General features: G+C 39.3%; 23 protein-coding genes. 18 read left to right on the top strand and 5 right to left on the bottom strand.

The features are described from left to right. Position 1: 1 nt before the first annotated feature. The 16 genes from U5907_02645 to U5907_02570 are packed head-to-tail and all read left to right on the top strand — an operon-like array spanning position 2 to position 17,339. Complete coding sequence (locus tag U5907_02645; protein WRQ33556.1) at positions 2-586, top strand: outer membrane lipoprotein carrier protein LolA; 585 nt, start codon at positions 2-4, stop codon at positions 584-586. Continuing rightward, the gene (locus U5907_02640) at positions 564-1,139 is read left to right on the top strand and encodes a hypothetical protein (GenBank protein WRQ33555.1); all 576 of its coding nucleotides are present in this window, start codon (positions 564-566) and stop codon (positions 1,137-1,139) included. The genes U5907_02645 and U5907_02640 overlap by 23 nt, the downstream gene beginning before the upstream one ends. Continuing rightward, positions 1,129-1,518, top strand: coding sequence for a beta-hydroxyacyl-ACP dehydratase (locus tag U5907_02635; protein ID WRQ33554.1), 390 nt, complete (start codon positions 1,129-1,131; stop codon positions 1,516-1,518). Before U5907_02640 ends, U5907_02635 begins: the two co-directional genes overlap by 11 nt. Next, complete coding sequence (locus U5907_02630) at positions 1,503-2,645, top strand: DUF2062 domain-containing protein (protein ID WRQ33553.1); 1,143 nt, start codon at positions 1,503-1,505, stop codon at positions 2,643-2,645. The genes U5907_02635 and U5907_02630 overlap by 16 nt, the downstream gene beginning before the upstream one ends. Then, entirely contained in the window at positions 2,642-6,511 is a 3,870-nt protein-coding gene (locus U5907_02625; protein ID WRQ33552.1) for a 1-acyl-sn-glycerol-3-phosphate acyltransferase, read from the top strand. The genes U5907_02630 and U5907_02625 overlap by 4 nt, the downstream gene beginning before the upstream one ends. After that, a complete protein-coding gene (locus tag U5907_02620; protein ID WRQ33551.1) occupies positions 6,504-7,946 on the top strand; it encodes an NAD(P)/FAD-dependent oxidoreductase in 1,443 nt (480 codons plus the stop codon). The genes U5907_02625 and U5907_02620 overlap by 8 nt, the downstream gene beginning before the upstream one ends. Continuing rightward, positions 7,943-9,613, top strand: coding sequence for a C45 family peptidase (locus U5907_02615; GenBank protein ID WRQ33550.1), 1,671 nt, complete (start codon positions 7,943-7,945; stop codon positions 9,611-9,613). Before U5907_02620 ends, U5907_02615 begins: the two co-directional genes overlap by 4 nt. A gap of 1 nt (position 9,614) precedes the next feature. Further along, entirely contained in the window at positions 9,615-10,910 is a 1,296-nt protein-coding gene (locus U5907_02610) for an AMP-binding protein (GenBank protein ID WRQ33549.1), read from the top strand. Positions 10,911-10,946: 36 nt separating this feature from the next. Beyond that, positions 10,947-11,558, top strand: coding sequence for an outer membrane lipoprotein carrier protein LolA (locus tag U5907_02605; GenBank protein ID WRQ33548.1), 612 nt, complete (start codon positions 10,947-10,949; stop codon positions 11,556-11,558). Between the two features lie 3 nt (positions 11,559-11,561). Further along, entirely contained in the window at positions 11,562-12,488 is a 927-nt protein-coding gene (locus U5907_02600; protein ID WRQ33547.1) for a hypothetical protein, read from the top strand. Positions 12,489-12,491: 3 nt separating this feature from the next. Then, on the top strand, positions 12,492-13,628 hold the full coding sequence (locus U5907_02595) for a beta-ketoacyl-ACP synthase III (GenBank protein WRQ33546.1): 1,137 nt from the start codon (positions 12,492-12,494) through the stop codon (positions 13,626-13,628). Positions 13,629-13,630: 2 nt separating this feature from the next. After that, positions 13,631-14,032: a hypothetical protein gene (locus U5907_02590; protein WRQ33545.1), complete on the top strand. Its 402-nt coding sequence runs from the start codon at positions 13,631-13,633 to the stop codon at positions 14,030-14,032. Between the two features lies 1 nt (position 14,033). Next, positions 14,034-15,044, top strand: coding sequence for a BtrH N-terminal domain-containing protein (locus U5907_02585; protein WRQ33544.1), 1,011 nt, complete (start codon positions 14,034-14,036; stop codon positions 15,042-15,044). Continuing rightward, positions 15,037-15,798 carry an ABC transporter ATP-binding protein gene (locus U5907_02580; protein WRQ33543.1) on the top strand — a complete coding sequence of 254 codons (762 nt, stop codon included), beginning with the start codon at positions 15,037-15,039 and terminating at the stop codon, positions 15,796-15,798. The genes U5907_02585 and U5907_02580 overlap by 8 nt, the downstream gene beginning before the upstream one ends. Further along, entirely contained in the window at positions 15,791-17,065 is a 1,275-nt protein-coding gene (locus tag U5907_02575) for an ABC transporter permease (protein ID WRQ33542.1), read from the top strand. The genes U5907_02580 and U5907_02575 overlap by 8 nt, the downstream gene beginning before the upstream one ends. A gap of 16 nt (positions 17,066-17,081) precedes the next feature. Next, positions 17,082-17,339, top strand: coding sequence for a phosphopantetheine-binding protein (locus tag U5907_02570; protein ID WRQ33541.1), 258 nt, complete (start codon positions 17,082-17,084; stop codon positions 17,337-17,339). Here U5907_02570 and U5907_02565 read toward each other — a convergent pair. From U5907_02565 to U5907_02545, 5 genes are all read right to left on the bottom strand, one after another. Further along, the gene (locus U5907_02565; GenBank protein WRQ33540.1) at positions 17,336-17,695 is read right to left on the bottom strand and encodes a hypothetical protein; all 360 of its coding nucleotides are present in this window, start codon (positions 17,693-17,695) and stop codon (positions 17,336-17,338) included. The genes U5907_02570 and U5907_02565 overlap by 4 nt on opposite strands. 165 nt (positions 17,696-17,860) lie before the next feature. After that, on the bottom strand, positions 17,861-18,955 hold the full coding sequence (locus U5907_02560) for a DUF262 domain-containing protein (GenBank protein WRQ33539.1): 1,095 nt from the start codon (positions 18,953-18,955) through the stop codon (positions 17,861-17,863). Continuing rightward, positions 18,952-20,007: an adenine-specific methyltransferase EcoRI family protein gene (locus U5907_02555; protein WRQ33538.1), complete on the bottom strand. Its 1,056-nt coding sequence runs from the start codon at positions 20,005-20,007 to the stop codon at positions 18,952-18,954. Before U5907_02555 ends, U5907_02560 begins: the two co-directional genes overlap by 4 nt. 314 nt (positions 20,008-20,321) lie before the next feature. Next, positions 20,322-23,801 carry a hypothetical protein gene (locus tag U5907_02550; protein WRQ33537.1) on the bottom strand — a complete coding sequence of 1,160 codons (3,480 nt, stop codon included), beginning with the start codon at positions 23,799-23,801 and terminating at the stop codon, positions 20,322-20,324. Further along, the gene (locus tag U5907_02545; GenBank protein ID WRQ33536.1) at positions 23,782-24,195 is read right to left on the bottom strand and encodes a hypothetical protein; all 414 of its coding nucleotides are present in this window, start codon (positions 24,193-24,195) and stop codon (positions 23,782-23,784) included. Before U5907_02545 ends, U5907_02550 begins: the two co-directional genes overlap by 20 nt. Positions 24,196-24,300: 105 nt before the next feature. Between U5907_02545 and U5907_02540 the strand changes: the two genes are divergently transcribed. Both U5907_02540 and U5907_02535 read left to right on the top strand, forming a co-directional pair. Beyond that, positions 24,301-24,975, top strand: coding sequence for a hypothetical protein (locus tag U5907_02540; protein ID WRQ33535.1), 675 nt, complete (start codon positions 24,301-24,303; stop codon positions 24,973-24,975). Between the two features lie 2 nt (positions 24,976-24,977). Continuing rightward, positions 24,978-26,036, top strand: coding sequence for a hypothetical protein (locus U5907_02535; GenBank protein ID WRQ33534.1), 1,059 nt, complete (start codon positions 24,978-24,980; stop codon positions 26,034-26,036). Positions 26,037-26,038: the final 2 nt, after the last annotated feature.

Genomic DNA, 26,038 nt, shown 5'->3' with positions numbered 1-26,038 from the left:
TATGCGCTCACAGAATGGAATACTTAGTAATACAGAAGTTGCCGTGTTCCTTGATGTGCTAGCTAAGAGGGCTTCAGAGGTTACTGCTCTCTCTGCCCGTTTTGAACAGGTTAAAAGGATGGAGATGATAAAGGGAGAGTTAGTCTCTCATGGTAAATTTCTCTATTCAAAGGAGAATAAAATAGCATTTATGTACGAGAAGCCAGGTAAATATTCGATGATTATGAACGGCTCTTATATGAAAATGGTAACAGCCTCCGGCACTTCAACAATGAATTTGTCGGCAAATCCGGTGATGAAGCAGATGCAGGAGCTCATAACTGCTGTCTTTACCGGAGAGCTAAAGGAATCGGCCAATTATGACATTGTGTTTAGCATGGCAGCCGATAAAATTAACGCTTCTGTAAAACCTAAATCAGCCAGATTGCAATCAGTAATATCAATTATTAACATTGTGTTTAGTAAAGATTCAGGTGACATTTTGGAAATCTCTGTAAAGGAGGGATCAGGAGGTACCACAAATTACAGATTCTTTGATCAGACAATTAACCAAAATATTGATAATGAGATATTCAGGATTAATTAGCCTATTTGTGGTTTTACTCATTTCAATGGCGGGATGCTCCTCCTTAAAAGAGGGTGTCTGGCTACACTCAACTCAGTATGCAACAGGAGGTATTCCATCTGTTTTTAATCATAGTAAGGAGATAACTCTTTTTGATTTTATCCTTACCAGAAGGGATGACTCTATTGAAGGAACAGTTGTTATAAAGTCGGACAGTCATACATCTAAAAGAGTAGTTATGACCTCCTTTTTTGGAATGACTTTTCTGGACTTTGAGTTAAATGGGGCAACAATTAAGATAAATTACTGCATAGAGCAGTTAAACAGAGAGAAGGTAATTTTACTCCTTAAGAAGGACTTTGAAATTCTTTTTAAACCGGACCACTCTCCTATAACAAAGTATCTGTTTGAAAGTAACGGAAATATTGCTGCTTTGGAACAGGGTAATGGAATCACCAGAACTTTAATGAGATTTGGAAAATATTCAGAAGGGTATCCGGAAGAGGTGCTAATTACTCATCCATGGCTCAAGATTAAACTAAAATTGACCAAAAGCAAATCAGATGAAAATTGACAATTTATACAAAATTGATAAATCAGAGATTTCACATGAAAGTGATTTATCATCTGCCGCTTGTTTTCTGGTAACTCTTGATAAATCTCACAGGATATTTACCGGCCATTTTCCGGGAACTCCTGTGCTGCCGGGAGTGTGCACTCTTCAGATTTTAAAAGATTGTCTCTTCTCATTAACAGGAGAATCTCTTTTGTTTAGTGATATCTCTCAATGTAAATTCACAGGAATGGTGGATCCTTGTGCTGATGAAAAATTATCAGTTAATATATCAAAGAAGAAAATTTCTGAATCTCTTCTGCTTATTAATGCAACAGTATCAGTTACTGATTGTGACAGGATTATTCTAAAATTTAAGGGAAAATGTTCAACCTTGTAACAATCATACCTACTTATAACAATCCTTTAACTCTAAAAGATGTAGTTGAGGGGGTAAAACCATTTTGCAGAGATATTATTGTAGTTGATGATGGATCTGATCCTGAAGGTGCAGATATTGCCGGGAATTTAGAAGGGGTTCTCCTTATAAGACATAATAAAAATATTGGAAAGGGTCCTGCTTTGGGTAGCGCTTTAATCAGAGCTAAGGAGCTTGGCTTTACTCACGCCGTTACAATTGATGCAGACGGTCAGCACTATCCGGAAGATATTAAAAATCTGGCCGGAGTGTCTGAGAACGAACCAAATGTACTCTGGGTTGGTGCCAGGGAGATGGGGTGTGAGAATATGCCTGAGAGAAATACATTTGCAAACAAGTTTTCAAACTTTTGGTTTTGGGCAGAAACGGGTATAAGATTATCAGATACTCAATCGGGATTTAGAGTCTATCCTCTGGAGAGGTTAGCCGGAATAAGGATGTTTTCCGGACGATATGAGTGGGAACTGGAAATATTGGTAAGAGCTGTTTGGATGGGTATCCCGGTAAAGAACACTCCGGTTAAGGTCTATTATCCGCCTGAAGAAGAGAGAGTTTCGCATTTTAAACCGTTTCTGGATTTTACAAGAATTTCAATACTCAACTCTATTCTGGTCCTGATCGCTCTTATTTGGTGGTGGCCCTATAAATTTTTTAAATGGTTCACCAAGGAGAATATAAAATCATTTATAAAAGATCATATTACAGAATCATCTGACAGTAATTTTAAAATTGCCGGATCAGTGGGACTGGGTCTCTTCTTTGGGGTATCTCCTCTGTGGGGCTATCAGATGATTACAGCTGTAGCAACTGCACATCTGCTCAAACTGAACAAAGTGCTCACTCTGGTCTCCTCCAATATAAGTATCCCTCCAATGATTCCTTTTATTCTTTACGGAAGTTTTTATGCAGGTTCTCTTCTGCTTGGGGAGTCAATGAAGGTTATACCATCTGATCTGACTTTTGATGCAATATCGGGAAGTCTGACTCAATATCTGGCCGGCAGTATAATTCTGGCAATTTGTGTCGGATTTATTGGAATGGTTGTAACATATACTATTTTAAAAATTTTCAGGAGGAGTGAAAAATGAGTCTTGGAAAAATTCTTGTTGCTTTGTATAGTGGTTTTAAGAAAAGGAGGTGGTTATTATTTATTCTGCTTTCTCTTCTTACTGTTTCAATGGCAATTACTTCTCTTAACATCAGATTTACTGAAGATCCATTGCAGCTATTCCCCACAGAGGGAGAGAGTGCGGGAAGTGCTAAAGCATTTTCAAGGCTAAAGGCAAAAGATAAAATCATTGCATTAATAAAATTCAGGGATACCTCTGCTTTTATATCACCTGATTTTCTTGCAGATGCGGCTGACAGTTTAAATCTTGAAATAATTCCTCTTATTGAGAGGGGAGCGATAGAGCCGATGCAAAAATCGGCCTATGAGGGAGAGAGCGAATTTATCAGCTATATATATAATAATCTTCCACTGTTTCTGGAGGAATCAGATTATAAGAGAATTGATGATAATATTGAGAGTGAGAGAGTACTTGAAAAACTTCAGAATTCACTTGCAATTATAAACTCTCCGGCCGGAACAGCCGTATCCGGGATGATCTCCAGAGATCCTCTTTCGTTGGGTACACACCTGATTGCAAAACTCGATTCTCTCAGAATGGGGGTGTCATACAATAACTACAGAGATTATATTTTTTCTGAAAATTGGTACTCTCTGTTTTTTATTATTACACCATCAGCAGAGTCTTCAGATTCTGGTAATAACGATTATCTGGTATCTCAACTTGAAGCGGCAGAGATTAAAATTGAAGCAGAGTTCCCGGAGCTTGATGTAATGCTCTCAGGTGCACCTTTTGCCTCTGTTTACAATGCAAGAATTATAAAAAGAGATACACTGGCAACAAGTCTTATTGCTCTGATAATAATTGGTTTGCTTTTTTGGATCTCTTTCAGAAATCCCGGAACACTGGCAATATTGATAGCGCCTGCCCTCTTTGGTGCTCTTTTTGCCATTTCTATAATGGCTTTAAGAGGGGAACCGGTCTCTGCAATTGCAATTGGAGCCGGAGCGACAGTAATGGGTATTGCTTTGAGTTATTCTATACATGTTATTTCACATTTAAAGCATGTTAAGACTATTGAACAGTTGATAGATGAGCTTGCCTATCCACTAACTGTTGGAGGTTTTACTACAATTGGTGCCTTTGTTGGGCTTCTTTTTACAAACTCAGTTCTTTTACAGGATTTTGGCCTCTTTTCCGCCTTGACTCTAACTGGAACCACCCTCTTTTCTCTTATTTTCTTACCTCATTTTATAAAAGTAAATAATGAGGAGAGAGAGACTAGATTATACAGGGCAATTGTTAAAATAACATCATTTAAATATGAAAAGGTAATATGGTTAAGATGGCTTATTGCTGCTATGGCTGTTGCTGGTATTTTTCTTGCTTCGGGAGTAAAATTTGATAGTGATTTCTCAAATCTGGGATATGAGCCGGAGAGTCTGTCAAAAGCTCAGAAGAGTTTCTCCGTGGATTTTGGAGGGGGAGATGCAAGGGTTTTTCTCTTGTCATCATCCGGAAGTCTTAAAAATGCAGCAGAATCATATTACATAGATAATCTCATACTTGACTCACTCAGGAATAGCGGCCAATCAATAAGAAGTGCCTCTCTCTCCTGGCTTCTTCCTCCTGAATCAATTCAAACCGAGCGGATAGGGAGATGGAACAAATTCTGGGATGACGGTAAGTCCCAAAGACTGAAAACTGACCTGGTACAAAATGGAGAAGAAATTGGTTTTTCAAGTGATGCCTTTGACAGTTTTATTTCAATACTTGAGAAGGAGTACACTCCTGTTGATTATTCCGGTGGAATAGAGTCATTGCCGCATTTTTTTAAAGAGTGGGCAGAGGAGCGGGATGGTTTGTACACTTTCTTAACACAGCTCCATTCTGAGGATGTCCAAAAGGAGAAGTTGTATGAAGAGCTCCTGGAAGAGACATCATTCGGGATTCTTGACAGAGCCCATTTCTCTTCTGTTTGGGCAATAACTATTAAGGAGGATTTTAACATAATCCTTCTTATATCTTCTCTCCTTGTATTTCTTACTCTTCTTATCTCGTACGGAAGAGTTGAACTGGCTCTTATGGCTTTTCTTCCAATGGCTGTGAGCTGGGTTATAATACTGGGATTAATGAATGTTTTTTCCATTGAGTTTAATATTTTTAACATTCTGCTGGCTACATTTATATTTGGAATAGGGGATGACTTCAGTATTTTTGTATTAGATGGTCTATCTGCTGAATATCAGGGGAGAGAGGGCGCGTTAGAATCACATAAAAGTGCAATTTTCTTTTCGACGTTTACTGTGCTTGCGGGTGTGGGCTCAATGGCATTTGCAACTCATCCTGCTTTAAGATCAATTGCCCTTGTCTCTATTGTTGGCATTTCGGCTGTATGGTTAGTTGCTTATACAATACAGCCTCTGGTTTACAGGTTCTTTATCACATCTCCGGCTTCAAGGGGATTACACCCTTACACATTCTCAGGGGTGCTTCAGATGTTGCTTACATTCTCAGCCTTTGCAACAGGCTGTCTCTTTGCTGCTGCTTTTATACCCATCTTAACTCTTCTGCCGGTTAACCATTCCAAAAGAGTTCTATTATTTAGAAAGATCCTGAGGGTACTGGTATTTTTTCCGGTGAAGCTCTCTCCAACAGTAAGAATATTCAGAGAGAACCCATTTAATGAGGATTTTAACCGTCCTGCAGTTATTGTTGCAAACCACCAGTCATTTATTGATATTTTAATGTTACTCTCCCTCCATCCAAAAATAATTATGATGACAAATAAGTGGGTGTGGAATTCTCCTGTATTTGGTCATATTGTCAGGTTTGCAGGCTTTCTTTATCACAAGGATGGGGTGGAAAATCATATAGAGTATATAAAGCCAAAGATTTCAGAGGGGTATTCCCTTCTTGTCTTTCCTGAGGGTACTCGCTCTGCCGATATGGAGATTCACAGATTCCACAAAGGGGCCTTTAAAATTGCCGAGGAGTTGTCTCTGGATATAATTCCAATAATTATATATGGTAATGGTAATCTGGTTTCAAAAAGACAACCATTTTATGTCAAGAGAGGGGTTATTGGTTATAAAATTCTGGAGAGAATCTCTTACCAAGATGTTCGCTTTGGTCTGGACTACAGAGAGCGCAGTAAATCAGTTGTTGCTCTTATGCGTAAGGAGTACAGAGATTTAAGATCAGTAAATGATGCTCCATCCAATCTCTTTTTTATGCAAAAAATTATGTCCGGATATATTTATAAAGGGCCTGTCACTGAGTGGTATTTAAGGATAAAAATGAGAATGGAGAACTACTACAAACCTTTTCATACAATTATTCCTGCTGAGGCAGTTGTAACTGATATAGGATGCGGATATGGTCCTCTCTGTTTTATGCTTGGTCTCCTCTCTCCTGACAGAGTTGTGAATGGGATAGACTATGATTCGGAAAAGATTGAAATGGCCAAAAGTTCTTGGATATCAGGAGGTAATATAAACTTTACCTGTGCAGATGCACTCACTTGCAATTTACCGTTGAGTGATGTAATTGTTATTAATGATGTGTTGCATTATCTTCTCCCTGAACAGCAGGAGTCCTTAATCATAAGATCTGTTAATTCATTAAAACCGGGGGGATTTATTATATTAAGAGATGGTGACTCTGAGAGAGAGAGGGACCATAGAATTACAAAACTTACTGAGTGGTTTTCCATAAAAATTCTAAAATTCAATAAGGCAAGCCACTCACCCTGCTTCACCAGTGGCAGTAAAATAAGGGAGATTAGCAGCAGGTTAAACTGTGTTGTGGAGGAGACAAGAAATGATAATTTAACATCAAATACAATATTTACAATTAGGCCCAAAAATACATCATATGAATAAAATTGATACAATTGTAATTGGTGGTGGTCTTGCAGGACTTGAATGCGCTGCAATTCTCGCTAAAGAGGGTCTGGGTGTTCTTGTTCTGGAGCAGGGGGAGAGTACGGGGGGCTATTTTCAACCATTTAAAAGGAGGGGGGTCGTAATTGATTCCTCTGTTCACTACATTGGAAGTCTGGATAAGGGTCAGTTTATGGAGAGGTTTTTCTCTTATTTAGATCTGATGGACAGGGTTGGCTTTGTCAGGATGAATCCGGACTCATTTGATGTTGTTTACATTGATGGTAAGAGTTATCCAATTGCAATGGAGCACAGTAATTTTGTAGATAAATTATCTGATTTTTTCCCGGAAGAGAGAGTGGGTCTGGAGGCATATGCGGATTCAATAAAGAGAACAGCAATGCTCTCTGTTGATAGTGTAAGAATGGGTAACGGATTCTCTGCAGAGTCTCTGCAATCTGTTACCAAGTCTGTGGAGGTTTCAATATCGGCATTTATAAAGAGTGAAAGGTTAAAAAGTATATTAACAGGCAATTCAATAATATATTGCGGAGAGTCTGCAGTTACCCCCTACTATGTACATGCAATGGCAAATAATTCATATATCGAATCATCATGGAGAGTTAGGGGAGGGGCTTATAAAATCACAGAAGCATTGTCTGGAATTATTATGTCCTATGGTGGAGAGGTAAGGTGTGGGGCAAATGTTAAAAGAATTATTACAGAAAATGGCTGTGTAAGTGGAGTTGAGCTTGAAAGTGGTGAAAGATTCTACTCAAAGAGAGTTATTTCTACAATTCATCCATCCCTTACTGTGGGAATGCTTGACGGTGAATCAGGTATTAAGGAGACATACAGGCGAAGGGTTAACCAATTACACAACTCTTGCAGTATGTTCTCCCTTTATCTGATTCTTAAGCCTAACCATATGAAGTATATAAACAGCAATTTGCATATACAGGGCGAGAGACCTCTTATGGTTGCATTTCAGGCTCCTGAGGGTAAAGGTGAGTTCGCAGAGGTTATAACTCTTTTGACTCCAATGACTATTGACGAGGTAGGTAAATGGTCCCAAACCACCCGGGGTAACAGGGGCGATGATTACCTTGAGTTTAAAAATAGATATTCTGATATTTTAATTGAAAGGGTGGAGGAGGTTCTGCCGGGATTCAGAGAGTCTGTGGATTTTAGCTGCTCTGCCACTCCGTTGACATACAGAGATTATGTAAAATCTCCGGATGGTTCAATATATGGAATTATGAAGGATTACAAAAAACCACTTTCAACATTTTTGCCGGTAAAGACAAAGGTTGGAAATTTGTATTTGGCAGGGCAGAGCGTTAATCTTCATGGAGTTATGGGTGTGACATTTACATCATTACTCACCTGCTCTGAGATTATTGGTACAGGTTTTATAAATAAGATGGGATTATGACAAAAGTATTTGGGAAGATTTTAAAATATATTGCAGCGACAATTCTCTCTCTGATTCTTTTGATGGCTGCTGCGGGAGTTATACTATATGTAACTGCTGACAGGAGCATCCCGGATAATTCATTACCAGTGGTAATACCATCTACCCGAGACTCAGCAGGAGTTTTGCTTTTTGGGAGATCTTCACTTGAAAAGGGTGAGGGTGATTTATGGAATTTAAGGCTGAGAGGTGATGCTGAGGAGAGAGGCCTTGCTTTTGGGCAGTTGTGTAAATCTTTAATGCATGAGCAGGAGAGAGCATTTGTTGATCAGATAAAAATTATCATTCCCAATGAGAGATACCTATCTTTCCTGAAATATCTGACAATTATTTACAACAGAAATATCCGGTCAAATATTGAGGAGGAGTTCAGAAAAGAGATATATGCGACATCTCTTGGGAGTAGCAGTGAGTTCGATTATATAGGATCTCCGTATGACAGACAATTAAATTATCACGCTGCACATGATTTAGGCCATGCAATGCAGGAGTATATGCTTGTAGGTTGCTCTTCCTTTGCTGCGTGGGGTTCTGAAAGTGACGATTCAACACTTATAATTGGCAGAAATTTTGATTTCTGGGTTGGTGACGATTTTGCGAAAAACAAGGTAGTAACTATTATGGAGCCGGATAAAGGCTATAAGTTTTTATCTGTTGGCTGGGCAGGAATGTCCGGTGTACTCTCAGGGATGAATGAAAAGGGGCTGACAATTACAATGAATGCAGCAAAATCTTCACCTCCGGTAAGATCTAATACTCCAATCTCAATAATTGCAAGAGAGATATTGCAATATGCTTCAAATATTGAAGAGGCATATATTATAGCATCAAAAAGAGATGCATTTGTATCAGAGTCTCTTTTAATTGGTTCTGGTCTTGAAAATCGTGCTGCTATTATTGAAAAGAGCCCGGACAATACACGATTATTCACAACTCAGGGGGAATTGATTATATCTACTAACCACTTCCAGACAGCAGGCTTTTTTAATGACAAACAGAACAAAGAGGCTGTACAGGCAATTGAGGGGAGTCACTCTCAGTATAGATATAACAGACTTAAACAGCTTATTGCTGATATGAAACCACTCTCTCCAGAGAGATCTGCCCGGATTTTGCGTAATAAAAATGGTATATCAGATGAAGAGCTGGGATTGGGAAACGAGATGTCAATAAACCAGTATATATCTCACCATTCAGTAATTTTTAAACCGGTTCAAAGGGTAGTTTGGGTTAGCACAGCTCCCTGGCAATTGGGCAAGATGGTTAAATATGACTTAAACGAGCTTTTTAACCTCTCTGCCAATAATATAAAAGATGATTTTAAAGATATTCCTGCTGATTCAGTTCAGATAAATGAATTTGAGCCTAAAGTCAGAGATTTTAGAAAAATGTCAAAATTATTATCTCAAAAAACATCGGAAAAAATATCTGCTGATGAGGAGTTTGTCTCTTCTTACATCATGATAAATCCATATTTTTTTCAGACATATACTAATTTGGGGGAGAATTTTCTCTCTTCAGGAGATTATAGTTCAGCCTCAGCAATGTTCAGTAAAGCACTTGAGATGAAGCTCCCGTCTGAAGAGACAAGGAGATACATTATAAATAAACTTGAAAAATTAAAATAACATGAAAAGAGATCCTCAAATACAATTCAAGTCCCGTGAGGAGATCGCAGAATTTCAGATTAGCTCGTTACAGGAGACTCTGGCAAATGTTGCATCCAGTTCACCCTACTACATCAATCTTTTTAAAAATTGCGGAGTAGACCCTTTAAAAATTAAATCCATATCAGACCTCTCACTGCTCCCTACTACAGATAAACAGGACCTGCAGATGCATAATGAAATGTTTCTTTGTGTTCCAAGGGAGAGGGTTATCGATTATGTAACAACTTCAGGAACGCTTGGGGAGCCGGTTACATTTATGCTTACAGAGAGCGATCTGGACAGGCTGGCATATAATGAAATGGTCTCATTTACAACTGCAGGACTGAAGAGTAATGAGGTGTTACAGATAATGACCACTCTTGACAGACGGTTTATGGCTGGACTCGCCTATTTTTTGGGTGCAAGGTCGCTTGGTTCCGGAATAGTAAGGGTTGGAAACGGAATACCGGAACTCCAATGGAGCTCGATTCTTAGTGTTAAACCAGAGTCCTGCATTGTGGTCCCCTCTTTTCTGATAAAGTTAGCTGAATATGCTGCAAAGAATGGCATTGAGTGCAGAGATGCATCTCTTAAAAGAGCGATCTGTATTGGAGAGCCACTAAGGGATATTGATCTGTCAGATAACACTCTGACCAGAAAGATTAAACAACTTTGGCCAAATCTCTCTCTTCACTCAACTTATGCATCAACTGAAATGCAAAGCTCTTTTACAGAGTGTGAACATTTATGCGGCGCTCACCATCAGCCAGATCTTATTATTATTGAGATACTTGATGAAAATGAAATGCCGGTACAGGAAGGAGAGATAGGAGAGTTGGTAGTCACAACTCTGGGCGTAGAGGGGATGCCTTTGATAAGATTTAAAACCGGAGATCTTTGCCGGGCATTTAATAAACAATGCAGTTGTGGCAGAAACAGCACCAGACTTAGCCCAATTTTGGGAAGAAAAGGTCAGATGATTAAATATAAAGGGACAACACTATATCCTTCTGCTCTTTATGACATTCTTGACAATATTGACGGAATAATTAATTATCAGGTTCAGGTTTATACAAATTCACTTGGAACAGACTCAATACTTATAAAGATAGGAACAGAGACCCCAACTGACTCATTTGAGCGCAGAATTAAAGAGCATTTCAGAGCAAGAATAAGAGTTGCTCCGGAGATTAGTTTTGAACCTGTGGAGCTTCTTTCAAAAGCCATAATGCCATTGCAGAGCAGAAAGGCTGTTAAATTTTTAGATGTTAGATAGTACCCCTTTTTTCTTTATATTTGTAGTTAATTGCGTATGAAAAAGATTACCGGGTTACTGATATTATATCTCTTTATCTGCTCGTTCTCTCCCGAATCAGGCGAGAGGTTCTTCTCTGCAATGGCCCGTCATACAGCATCAATTAAAACAGTCTCCGGAACATTTGAGCAAGAGAAAGAGATTAAAGTTCTTAATCAGAAAGTTAAGTCTTCAGGTAATTTCTTCTTCAGTAAACCGGGGAATGTCCGGTTTGACTATACTTCTCCAAAGATGATGTCAATTATTATGACATCGTCAAATATCCATATTTTGTCTAAAAGTGGAACCACCTCATTTTCTCTTGACAAACAGAAAGCTTTGTCTGATTTAGCCAAAGTTATGGAGGCCTGTATGGGTGGTGATATATCTTCAATACCTGACTCTTATGGAGTTGTTTATATTGATGGAGAGGGTAGCCACTCTCTGGTAATAGAGCCTAAAACAAAATCAAAGAACAACCCTTATAAGAGAATTGAGCTCAGGCTGTCTGTTGCAGACTACTCAATTGAGGAGCTGCACCTATATGAGAAAAATGATGATGTAACAATTTATAGATTCAGAGGAGTCTCAACAAACAGCAGATTTGCCTCTAATATGTTCAAACCCTGACTTATGGAGAGAAAATACAAAATAGCAGTTTTTTATTATACTCAAACAGGACAGCTTTTTGAGATTCTTAGTTCGCTTCTCTCACCACTGGAAATGATGGGATGCCAGTTGGTTTATAAAAAAATAGTCCCTGTTGAGCCATTCGATTTTCCATGGACATCTGAGAAATTTTATGACATCTTTCCCGAGTCCAGAGCAGAAGTTCCCTTTCCTCTTATTCCGATGGATTTTTCAGATATTCTGGATGCTGACCTTGTTGTTCTAGGTTACCAGCCCTGGTTTCTTGCACCGTCAATCCCTGTCGCTTCTTTTCTGAGATTAGAGGAGACTAAAGCCTATCTAAGGGGAAGAGATGTTATAGCTGTCGGGGGAACAAGAAACATGTGGGTTTCTGCTATTAAAAGTATAAGAGAAAGCCTGGCCGGCTCGGGTGCCAGACTCTCCGGCCACATAGCACTTGAGGACAAACATAATAATCTTGTGAGTGTTCTAACAATATTCAGATGGCTTATCGGGAACAAAAAGGAGGCAACAAGATTTCTTCCGGCTGCCGGTGTTTCTGATGCAGACATAGCCTCTCTTTCCAATATATCTGAGGATATCTGCCTGGCCCTGAAAACTAAAGATTTTCAGGAGATGCAGAGGTCAATTGTTAATAAAGGTGGATTAAAATTCAATCCAAATATCTACTTTATTGAAAATAACGGTAACAAAATATGGGGAGCCTGGGCAAGATGGGTCCTCAAGAAGGGCAGTTATGGAGATCCTGCAAGAGCTGCCAGACTTAAAATTTTTAAGTGGTATTTACTAACTCTTATATTTGCCATCTCACCCTTTGGTTCGCTCTTCTTTAAGCTCACCTGGCCTCTCAGAAGAGGTTCATATGAGACTATAAAGAGCAATATTCTTTTTTTAAAACCTAACCAATAAATTATGCGCCCTGTTTATATAACTAAGACATCCTCCTTCATGCCCAATTCTCCTGTTGAAAATCATGAGATTGAGGAGTATTTGGGAATGATTGGCGGCAAACCTTCCAGAGCAAAAGAGCTCATTTTACGAAATAATCAAATTAAAACAAGATATTACGCACTTGACAAAGAGCAGAGAGTTACCCACTCTGCATTTGATATGGCTGTTGAGGCTATAGAGGGGCTATACGGCAATGGAGTGGATGCAGATACAATTGATCTCCTTGCTGCCGGAACTGCTTCTCAGGAGATGATAATGCCATCTCATGCTGTTCAGATACATGGACAGATGGGCGGAGTAAAGGATATTGAGGTTGTCTCATTCGCGGGATCTTGCTGCAGTGGTATACATGCTCTTAAGTATTGTCTAATGGCAGTATCATCAGGAGAGAGAGAGAATGCGGTGGCAGTTGCTTCTGAAAGGTTTTCTGCCTGGATGAGAGCCTCTTTCTTTAATGACGAGTACGAGAGCCTGGCAAGGCTTATGGAGGATCCAATGATTGCCTTTGAGAAGGATTTCTTAAGATTTATGCTTTCAGACGGAGCATCGGCTCTTCTTATTAACAGCAAGCCGGCCACTGAAGGGCTTTCTCTTAAAGTTGAATGGGTAGAGCTGACATCTTATGCTAACACAATGCCTGCCTGTATGTATGCAGGAGCTCAGTATGATGGAGATACGCTTCTGGGCTGGACCAGATATCCTGAAAGAGAGTGGACTGAGAGATCCCTTTTCTCTCTAAAACAGGATACAAAACTGCTGGGAGCTAATATTGTTAAGCTAGGTGGAAAGTTTCTTATGGATATCTCAGCTAAAAGGAATCTTAAACCTGATGATATTGACTGGTTTCTGCCTCATCTCTCTTCTATGTATTTTAGAAAGAAGATTTTTGATGAACTCTCAAATCTGGGATTCCCTATTCCTGAGGAGAAGTGGTTTGTAAATCTACCTAAACTCGGAAATGTAGCGGCAGCATCGGCTTTCCTTATGATTGATGAACTGCTCAAAAGCGGAAGGCTTAAGAGGGGAGAGAAAATACTGGTTATGGTTCCGGAAAGTGCCAGATTTTCATACGCTTATGTCTATTTAACTGTTTGCTGATTATGAAGATAAATGAGGTTCCACAGGATGGCAATATACTGGAGAAGAGCGGAGAGGTAAGAGATGTCTGCTATGCTGTTGATGAAAATGGTGAATACAAGCAGATAATAAGCGTTGGCTGGGAGCCTAAAAATGAGGCGATAAAATTTGCATGGAGCCTTATTGAAGAGGAGGCTGAGGCTATTAAAAGTAATGTTAAAGCAGGTAAATTAAGCCCGCTGGCCTATCATATACACAAAAATCTAATGACACCGGAGATACTTGCCTCCTATACAGGTTTTACAAAAAGGGAGATTAAAAGATGGTGTAAACCGAGGCATTTTAATAAGTTGGATAAAGAGAAATTAGAAATAATTGCTCAGGTGTTAAAAATGGATTTGGAAAAATTAGTTACCGTTGATTAATATGCAACTTGATTTTAAACACAAACCCTCCGGACATTGTGAGAATGGTGTAGTAAGTAACTTACTGGGTTTTTACGGAATAAATATTAGTGAGGCAATGGTTTTTGGGCTGGGCTCCGGACTATTTTTTGCCCATATGCCATTTATAAAGCTCCACGGAATGGCTGTCACTTCATTCAGACCTCTTCCCGGAGCTATATTTTCAAGAGTGATGTCCCTGCTAGGAATAAAGATGAAGCGCTATAAATTTCGGGATAAAGAGAAGTCGATGGCCGCTTTGGACAAGGTTCTGTTCTCAGGTACTCCTGTTGGTATGTTAGTGGGGGTTTACAATCTTCCTTACTTTCCTGCAGAATACAGGTTTCATTTCAACGCTCACAATATATGTGTAATAGGCAAGGAGGGAGATCTATACACTGTCTCTGATCCGGTTGTAGTAGAGAAATGCACTTTAACATACGAAGAACTTAAAACAGTCCGGTTTGCCAAGGGTACCTATCCCCCCAGTGGCAGGATGTATCACATAACAGATGTAAGCCATAAGAAAGATGTTGACAGTGAGACAATACGCAAATCAATACTGCTTAACTGCAACAGAATGACAAAAATCCCCATTCCTATGTTTGGTGTAAATGGGATAAGATTTCTTGCAAGAAGAATGAGGAGATGGGAGAGGAGCATGGGTAAGAAGAGGGCAGCACTAAATCTTGCACAGGTAATAAGGATGAACGAAGAGATTGGAACAGGAGGTGCCGGATTCAGATTTATCTATGCAGCATTTCTGCAGGAGGCTGCCTCAGTTATGAACAAGCCGGAACTTAGGCATTACTCTGAAGAGATGACAGCAGCCGGAGATTTATGGCGAGATTTTTCGTATAATGCCGCCAGAATGTTTAAAAAGAGGGACGGAGATACAATGACTTATAATTTATTGGCAGATAAACTGATGAATATTGCAGACAAAGAGGAGTCAATATTCAGGGGACTTGAAAAACTTATGAAGAATGCCTGAAAAACATGCAATATTTACAGAGGGACTAATAAAAAAGTATAAAGGAAAAACCAATCCTACTCTGGATGGTCTCAATCTTAAAATCTTAAAGGGATCCCTTTATGGTTTGTTAGCTCCAAATGGAGCCGGTAAGACTACAACAATTGATATTTTGTGTGGACTTAAGAGGTTTGATTCCGGCAGAGTATTGGTTGATGGGTTAAGTGTACCTGCTGAACTTTCTGAAATTAAAAAAATAATTGGTTTAGTTCCGCAGGAGATAGCTCTTTTCCCAATGTTAACCGGTAAAGAGAATCTGAGAATTATTGGTGGAATGTACGGGGTTGAGGGTAAAATCCTCAATGACAGGGTTGATGAGTTGTTAGAGAGATTTGGCCTTGAGAACAGTGCTGATAGACCTTTGAGTCAATACTCAGGGGGAATGAAAAGAAGAATAAATTTGCTTGCAGGGCTCCTTCACACACCAAAGATTCTGATACTAGACGAACCAACGGTTGGAGTTGATGCTCAGTCAAGGAATTTAATACTGGAGGAGCTTATCAGAATCAATCGTGAAGGCACAACCGTTCTTTTTATATCTCACTATCTTGAAGAGGCTGAATGTATATGCGATACTGTTGGTCTTATTGACGGAGGTAAAATTGTACTTGAGGGGAATCCAGCTGAACTTGGAAAATCAAATCCAGAGTGTAAAAATCTGGAAGCCCTCTATTTTAAGTTAACCGGAAAACAGATGCGAGACACATATGAATAGAAGGATAAAATACCTGCTCTATAAGGATTACCTTATGCTAAAAAGGGATGTAGGAGGGATTATCCTAATGTTCCTTATGCCTGTTCTGCTAGTCATTTTAATGGCAAATTTGCAGGACAGCACACTTAATTTTGTAAAAGGGAACAAAATCCCCCTTTTGCTCGTTAACCGTGATTCCGGCGAACTTGGGGCGGCCGTTGTTAAAGAGATAGAGTCATCCGGATTATTTGCCATTGAGCATGACTCTGCTTCTCAGTATCAGAGCCCTGTTATGATGGAGGGGAGAATCTCACCGGGTGACAATATGATAGGAATTTTTATACCAGAGGATGCAACTCAGAGGATTAGGGGGAATGTACAGAAATTTGTTGTAGGGGCCTTTAATGGTATTGAAGAGATTCCTCTGGATGAAATAGTAAGCATAAATGTACTTGTTGATCCTGCTGCCAAAGGCTCGTTCCACTCTGTACTTATGAGTACTCTGAGAGAGAGGTCTCAAAAGGTACAGTTTGAGTACATAATGAGAGAGATATCAAATCAGGTAAATGACATTTCTCCGGTCGCAGTTAATACCTCAAACTTTTCCGGAGAGCAGTTTACTATAGTTGACAAGTTCGTCACCAGAGAGGGAAGTGATATTATGCCAAACTCGGTTCAGCATAATGTTCCTGCCTGGAGCCTCTTTGCAATCTTTTTTATTGTTATCTCCCTGGGAGGAAATATTATTAAGGAGAGAGAGGGAGGAAGTTTTACAAGACTTCTTACAATGCCATGCACATATGCCGAATATCTTATCAGCAAGTCTATTGTATACTTAGTTGTAGCTCTTGCCCAATTTTCCCTTATGCTGTTTATTGGTGTTAAAATTTTACCACTAACAGGATTGCCATCTCTGGAACTGGGCCATTCATACAGTGCTCTTTTCTTTATGGGATTTTCAGTTGCTGTTGCTGCTATTGGATATGGAGTAGCCATAGGGAATCTGGCCAGGACATACCAGCAGGCCTCTGTTTTTGGTGCAGTCTCTGTTGTTATCCTTGCTGCAGTTGGAGGGGTATGGATTCCTCTCTTTCTGATGTCTCCTCAAATGCAGCTTATTAGTAAACTATCTCCTATGAACTGGGGGATGTCAGGCTTTTACAGCATCTTTTTGAGAGACGAAGGGTTTTTATCGGTTTTGCCTGAAGGTATCGCCCTGTTAATCTTTGGTCTTACATGCTTTCTTATTGCACTATACTCAAGAAAAAAATTAAAAATATACTCTTAATTAACAACTCAATATTATGGAAGAACTCATTCTCAAACTAAAGCAGCAGATAATTGAAGCTCTCAATCTGGAGGAGATAACTCCTGAGGATATTGATACAGATGCTCCTCTTTTTGGTGAAGGACTTGGCTTAGACTCAATAGACGCTCTTGAACTGGTAATATTGCTGGAAAGAGAGTACGGAATAAGAATGGAAGACCCAAAAGCAAACAAGGAGGTTTTCAGATCAGTAAGAACACTGGCAGAATTTATTGAACAGAACAGGAAAGCTTAGTTTTTCAAATCAATCTCAATGCTGATGTCGCTTAGAATTGCCACTCCGTTTGCACTTCCGGGTTTGAATCGTGGAAGTCTACGGACAGCCTTGGCAATTTTTTTCTGAACATTTGGATCGGTTAAATCAGGGGCAGAGCCATTAAAAGGTCTGCCTTTTTTTGTAACAGAGAAATTAATCCTTACTGTGGCAGGATGCTCCTTATAATCTTTAAACTCTTTTTTGAGATTCTCTTTAAGCTCTTTCCTTAACTCTTGTATACCACCAGGAAACTGAGGTCCAATCTGGCGTTTCTGGGAAAAACCATAAACTGAGCATAAAAGAATACAGATCGTATAAATAACAAATCTTTTCATGCTCTTAAAAATTTGAGCGGTAAATGGGGTTCGAACCCACGACCCTCAGCTTGGGAAGCTGTAAGATACCACAACATAAGTAATTAATAACAAGGTATATAGGTGTGTATCAAAATCCGCACGGTACAACTTTGGTGTAGCTAGTACTAGCTTTTTAATAAATAATTACTTTCCGGATTTTCTTCTGTTGTCTTCTTTGCAGAGTAATTGACAATTCTCTGTAATCGTTTTGCCTCCGTTGTGCCAAGGAGTGATGTGGTCTGCCTCCATCTGTTCTATTTTATAGTTTTCGGTGCAAACAGGACAAATGCCTTTTTGCCGTTCGTAGGCCTCACGTTTTTGGTTGTCGCTAAACGCTCTAATATTCAAGTACTTTTCTTTGCGAGTTAAAACATATTCAAAGATACCTTTTTTGCTGGTTACGTCCTCATCTTGCATTAGTGTAGTGATTTCTTCCTCTAACTTTATATGGTCAATCTTTTTCTCCTTGAACTGGTTATATAAAATACCCCATTCAACTCCTTTCATCTCTTTACGGTATTTTGGAAAAACAACTTTTACCCAGTTTATAACGTTTTGAAAATACAACCATAATTCATTTGCATTTGGCTCGTGCTGTTGCTTTGCCATATAGTTTTTTATACCGTCATCACTAGCATTGCCACAAATCCATCCGATTACAGTTTCCAGATAATCTTGACGTATTGGTGAACCTGTTAGATAGTCGCTTCCTAAGCTATAAGCTGCACAGCCATTTTTGCTGAAATAGCGTTTTGCGTCAGAAACCCACGAGCCAGAATATACTGCGTTTTTCAATTCTTGGGGAGTCAGTTTTTCGCCTGCAATATTTATTGTTTCAAACCAATCTAATTTTTCGCTGTCCGTTCCTGAACACAAATAAACCATCAGTTTGTAATTCAATATCTGTTCTTTCTCATCTTGTTGTAGATTGTGAAAATAGCGATTGTTATAAGCAAAATCACCCTCGACAAACTGACAGATTGAAATGGTGCGTTGTTGCCCGTCAATTACTTCAAAGCCGCCATCTTCTCGAACAGCCCAATACATTACGTTCAATGGGAAATCATTTGTAATTGTATTTATTACAGCATCACGTTGCTTGTCTTTGTATATAAATTCTCTTTGGTAAGGCGGGCGTATATCTAATTTTCCACCAAATCCGACAACTCCATTCTCTTCGTTATCCTGATAACCGTTGGTAAGCTCACGAACCGTTATTTCTTTTAACTCTATTTTCATTTCTTCTTTCTTTTAATAATTATGCGAGAATACGGAACAGTAACAACACCGTCTATCATCATATATAAATCCCCATCAACAGCACCTCTTTTCTGAATTTCTTTTCTATATTTTTTATGTTCAGGCTTATATGGCTGTATTCCTATTTCAAGACCCAAGTTTGCTATGCCTACTCCAATTATTTCAAATTGGTCTGGATTGTATTTATCCATAAAAGTTATGGGAACGCCTATCATTCCATCATAATCAACAGGAATATCTTTGGTAACATCGACATTAATCGCATCATAATTTTCAAACTTAGGATATTCTTCAGGCGTGTATTTTTTATAGAGAATCAAATCTTCGTGCCGTTTATTGATTTCAAGGTTTGTAAACCAATGAACCCCTGAAACTCTGATCATTCCTTCTTTTCGGTCTGTTGCAGTTGCATAATCTTCATAATGTTCATTGATAAAATGCCCTGCACCACCCTTAAAACCGTAACCCAACCAAATCTTGTTATCCCTGATTAAAGGGAAAATTTCTTTGTATTTTATTGCATTTTGGTGTCCTACAATTACAAATTTTTTATCATATTCTATAAGTTGCGAAACATACTCACGAAATAGAGAGAATGGAGGATTGGTTACAACAATATCAGCTTGTTTGAGTAGTTCGATGCTTTCTTTGCTACGAAAATCACCATCACCTTTCAAGTATTTAATCCCAATTTCATTTGGATCAGGAACATTATTACCATTCTTATCACCTGTATATTCCAAATAAATGGCTTGTTCGCTGTCGTTTTGGCTAAACAAATCCATGTTTTGGTTTTTGTAGCAGGTGGTAATAAGCTTTTTTAGCCCAAGTTTCTCGAAGTTGTAAGAAAAATAATGAAAGAAATTACTCACTCTTGGGTCATCGCAATTACAATACACAACCTTATCTTTAAAGTGATGTTTGTAATACTTTAACTCTCTTTCTATGTCCGAAAGTTGCGTGTAGAACTCGTCTTTTTTATGCTCTTTAGCTAATTGCAAACTCTTATTTTGAGCCTTTGTTTTACTCATCTTTAATGACTTATATGTGTAAACTGTAAAGTTATAAATTAAATGAGTAGGCGACAATATTAAATAATACCTTTTAAGTTTAATTAACAAGAATTATAAGTGCTTGTAAATCAAAGGATACTAATTTATGTGTTTCGTATAAATAAAAGATAATGAGATAGATAGCAAAAATATAATGGCTGTAAATAACTCGTCAATAACAATTACACAAGAAATCGCATATTAACAGAAGCATCAATTACATTTGCAATTGTATTCTCATAGTTTAAGTTTAGGTTCATTAAGGCTCTGTAGTTCGCATACAGGGCCTTTTGTTATCTGATTTTTCCTGATAATTTTTCTTCAGCTTCAATTTCGAAATAAGATATATTACTATTCGCTCTGACATATCCTCCAGCTGCGATTATGTAATACCTATAAGATGTGTGCACCCTGTCAAGTCTTATGTTTGCTGTGTCCTTGCCTACCTGCTTATAGCTTACGAGTCTCCAGCTTTTCAGGTCATTCGAGGCGTAGAGGTAGGCGCCAAACGGCCTCCCGGATGTAAGGATGTCTGCCCTCAGAGATGCTCTCCTAATTGATTTATAGGCTGCCGAGCCTAGGATTACAGGCCTTGACTGTATATGTATCATCACCTGATCGTCCTCTTCTCCTTCTCGCTCGTGTAGATCAATAATATCTGTCGATGAGTAACCTATTGTGTCATCATATTCGTTATTGAGAACCTGCTCTAGAATTACATAATAGCCATCTTCTGTAGTGACCATTTCGCCCGCTTCTGTTGCAAGATATATGTCTATAAGCTGAGTTTGTATATTGTCTGTAGCGCCTACATCCTGTCCTCCGGTGAAGGTAGAAGAATTAATGATACAATATAGAGATGATTGAGAGGTAAGAATTATATCATTCGCTTGACTTCCATACGCCCGGCTAGTAAGATATATAATATTGCCTGATTTTTCAGCGCTTACGATGTCGCTTGCACTTGCTCTAATCATGTCTGTAATCCTGCCGGCAAGACTAACATAAGTGTCATTAGAGTTAATTACAACCGGTATGCTTCTGCCCGCTATGTTAATCATAACCTGTTCATCAATGCCTTTTTTCTCAATAATAACATTGCCGACCATCTCAACTAGTCCATCTGAGTGTAGTATAGTAGAATCGGCATTTTTCACGAACACAATCTTATTGTCGTATGATTTCTGATTAGTATATATGTAGCATACATTCTCGAAACTATTATATTCCTGTTCAATGAAGCTTACAGAAGCGCAAATCATCTCTATTACAAGATACAGAGGCATTGCCGTCTGTGTATAATAACTAGCAAGCCTATTTGTGCCTATTACAAGAGTCATTTGATTACCAGCAGGGATAATCGTATTCGCATTTGCAAACTCACACCTGTTGAGGTATGCAAATGTCATAGCAGGCCTTACTGTCATTGCATTGATACTTATTTTCGCTCGCGCCGGTTGAGATGGAGAGAAGCTCACCCAACTTCTTCTTGTAACATACCTGCTTGAGCTATCATTTTTCAAGTATGTATCTGATACCTTATGCCATGCCTTGTTTCTCAGGTTAAACACATAAGAGTAGCTGAAAATAGGATTACTGACAATCAGCTCTTCCTCAATCGCATCATATACCAGATTTGCTCGCTTTGCGTAGAGTTTGAAGTTAGAATGAGACAAGAATGAAGAAACACTATATAACTCAATAGATCCGTGTGCTACGTTATAACCCTGTGCACTGCGTACAGAGGTATCCGGAACTGCATCAAGAGCGTGAGAGAGCAGACTCCCATTCCTCCCGCTCAGGAAGTATACATTGCCTCCTGAGCTGTATGCAATGCCATATTTTGTTTGACATACAGAATCTGCTATATCGCTTGAAATAGGGAGTAGGTTGCTATATAGGACCGTCCCGCTGCCTTGTTGCAGCGCAAAAATGCCTGCATCTGTGAAAACAAACAGAGGGTATTGACCAACTTGCGCCGCAGAGATGTCCTCAGCCATAACGCATAGATTCCTGACCTTTCCGCTTATTCTGTAAGAGTGCTCAACCGGGAAATGATAAGGAGCACCCGGTGACGAAACAATAATTGCATTTTGAACAGATTCGTCAACATCCTCATCAACTAGATCATAGCTTACAACCTCCTTGCAAATCATAGTAGGAGTTGTCTCGTTAGTAATGTTAACGCTGTACGCATAGTTATATGTAGAGGAAGGGGAGAGGGATAATTTCCCAGCATATTTCTTGCCTTGAAAACCGAAATAGATATACAGATACTCGGCCCTACTATCAGGAAAAGAGACTAGATCTGCAAGCCACACCTTCATATCCTCTGTGAAATCGTCTAGGAGAAAATAGATCTGCACGCTCCCGTTGATATACATTGCCTTACCGTCTGAATTACTTACTCTCACATGAGCTCCTGCAACTGTATTTGCAACCCCTTTGACATAATTCATGTTGCTGAAAATAGAAGCTTCAGGGGTGAATTTTCTCTCGTAATCATACAGGTGTAATCTATTATTGTAGATGAACGATTTTCCCTTAGTGCGCAGCCATCCGGAGCTATCTACTTTCATCGTCTTCTCTGTTGTCAGCTTGCCTGTATTGAACACAAGACTTACTACTTCACTGAGGTTTTCAATAAGTAATTCTTTTTGCCTGAAAAATAGCTTATTCTTAAGAGTTTCATGCGTTATCTTATTATCAACCACAAAGGACTCTCGCTGTTCGTATGTATACTGCAAAGGATGATTAGGATGAGTAATCGCAGGTGTCATTTTTTTTACGTCAAGGTCCAAATGCGACATTATCTCCGTAGTGTAGATGTTCACAGACTTAATCAAGTCTTTGTATTGAGAATAATCAACATTAGATAGCGTGATATCCACAGCCTGCCCCTTGATCGCAGCAATTATATTCTCAAGAGCGCCCCCGTTTAAATTAACGACCTGTTCAATGATAGGAGATAGTTCTGCCTTGCCAACTTCAATCATAACCGGAGCTGTCATCTTTGTTTCATCCCCATTCACAAGCGTATAATTAAGTGATAGTAAGAAATACCCTTCTGAATAATTATCTGACTTTTGCCTTGCTTCATTGATAGCAGAGAGGATAGTTTCACGAAATACCTCTTCTGAGAGATATGCCTCTTTTTTTGGAGAAAATGGAGTTGAGTATAGATATTTGCGACCTTCAGGAGTTTCATATTTAAGATCTTCAATTCTCGTTACAATAGGTTTCTGCTGCCCAGCGAATGTGTAATAGGTCGTTGATAATCCAGGAGGGAGGCCTCCATCATAATCTTTCTTAGTAATAGAAAAAGCAGGAAGAGAAGGGAGCCCATCATATTGCAACTTATACTCTCCATTCAGGTAATGATAGACAATAGTATTATCTCTTGCGTTATCATTAATAATCAGCATATTATTTAATGTCTTCACGCTGATTCTTGCGCTTGATGTATATAGCTGAGTGTAGGCACCGGTCACTATCTCCTCGCTGCCATTGTATATAATCTCAAATACTCTGATATAGTAGGTGTTATTAGTTTTGTCAAAACCAACAGATATACGATTATTAACAGTTCCAACCCGGTGCTCAAAATATTCAATTGCATCAGAGTTTTGCAGTATAGCCTTATGTTTACGCACAACCCTAAGCATATTCCCGTCATTACGCACATTAATTAGCTCTTCGCACGCACCATCCCCAGCTGATTGTCCTGAGTTATTTCTATTGATGCCTTGAAAATTAGTTATTATTCTCTTCATCATGTTCCTCCTCCTCTAATATCATTTTGTTTATATCTGCGAATATACTCTCCCTCTCTCTGTCTTCTTTCCCGGCTTCAAGCTCTCTCATTATTTTGAGAGCACTTGTTATTTTCTGAGGATCCTTAGAAGATTTGATTACCTCTTCAAGTCTCTTCATCCCCCTCTTGTATATCAGTTCAGAATTTATTGCCTCGTCTTCACCGGGTAGCATTCCCTTCACCAGCGACTGCAACTCGTCTCTCCATTTTGCAAGTAATGCCTTATTGACAAGAACCCCTTTTGAACACTTATCTATATCTCCATTGTATCGAGAAAATAATAAGTAGACAATATTTATTTTCAGCTCTTCTGTGTACTTGAAGCCCGGCTCTCCTAGTTGTTTGACTGCCATACTGACCATTTTTCAACAAATGTAGCCTCCCGAGAGCTGCAATTGTGGTCATTGTGCACAGTTTGCGGAGCTCGTAATTATTACTATTGTGCAAAATGATTACATATGAAAGCAATTGCGCAATTACTAATGTTACTCGTCCTGTCAGTTGTCTTAGATCTGATCTCCCCTGAACACATTCAGACAAATCAAGCTGCTATTCCTATCATTTTAGGGGCACTTGCAGTTGCCTCAACCGCCTACGGAGCAGTCAAATCAGCTAAGGAAAACAAGAAAAATCAGGGGCTGCTTAATAATATGCAGAGCGAAGCTAATGCAGACTATGTTCGTGAATATAACAGAGGAGCACTTGATAATCCAGGGTCTAAAGCCTATCTGAAAAGGATGGAATCGGTGATGGAGGATAATACGAAAGCAACTGAGAATACAGCCGCAGCAACAGGAGCAACACATGAAAACGTGTTAGCGGCTAAGCAGTCGAATAATCGCGTAATGTCAGATGCTATTGCGGGGCTTGTTGAGAGAGAAGATACTAGGCAACAATCTGTGAAGCAGGGGTACCTGAATAGAAAACAAGGGCTGATAGGTGCGCAGATGGGGATGAATTCTCAGAGGGCTCAGACGTGGGCAGACACAGCGCAAGGCATATCTTCTGCTGCCGGATCTCTAGCTTCTGCATATATGATGAGTGACGGGAAGTTATTCAATACACCTGTATCAGGGGCAAGCAACGGACCTGTATATGTCAATCAGTCAAACGGAAGACTTAATTATGAATAGCTATGAGCACAGATAAGGAAAAACTAGGCATTATTCCGGTTGAGGCTACAATTACACGCAAGCAACCAGGGGCGCAGAGACAAGTGTTCACTGATGATGAGCAGGTGCAATTTCAGCCATTCCGCTATCAGGAGGGACAATCAGTCATAGATGCTATTGCGCAAGCAAGACAGCATAAGAGCGTGCTCGAAAACAAGGAGCAACGAACAGCGAGAACAGCGAAAATGGCGGGATGGACAAACTTCCTTTCCGCACTTGCTAATCTGGCAGGAGGGGGCTATACACAGACAAGGCATCAACACCTCCCTATTGTTCAACAGTCGTTATCTCAGTTGTCAAATATACAAGATGAGAAATATAAGTCAGACCTGTACTATCAAGAGCTGGCTCGCAAGACAAAGCAAGAGGATTATCAAAATCAGCTGAAAAATCACATTGAGCAACAAGAGAAACTTGCAACACTCAATCAAAATCGCAAGAGAGAAAATAACAGATTTCTTAACTCTGCTGCATCAGATGAGTTCAATGCTAATGTTTCAACAGTTCAAGAAAAAGGCATCACTCAATTTGAGGCTGACAGGATAGCAAGAGACCAGGCTATTAGACAACAATCAGCAAATGCATCTACCACTTCTGCAAATGCTTCAATGGCAAGAGCAACAGCCGACAAAACAGCTGTCAAAAAGAATAATTTTCTTGTATATACCGACCCATCCGGGAAGCAGAGGTCAATGGGTAAGTCGCAGGCTCAACAGATAATCAATGATGTCGCAGACAGATACAAGGGGCTTGAAACTAAACCTGATGATCAGCTGACCCCACTAGAGAGATCTATTAAGAATGACATTTCTAACATCAACAGGGCGATGGGAACAGGTAATTTTGAAGCAACAGACAATCTCATTCGTGCAGTTGCGCTTAAGTATCTGAAGGATGGCCACGCAGATTTTCAACATTATTTTGACGCAGAAAATACAGGGGTAGAAAGCACAGATAAATCAGCAGGATCATTTTTGCCTCGCAAGTCAGTACAGCAAAAGAAAAATCTCTTAGAAGAATAAGG

The sequence above is a fragment of the Bacteroidales bacterium MB20-C3-3 genome, from assembly GCA_035609245.1.
GTDB lineage: Bacteria > Bacteroidota > Bacteroidia > Bacteroidales > UBA932 > Bact-08.
This window is presented reverse-complemented; position numbering and strand designations above follow the sequence as displayed.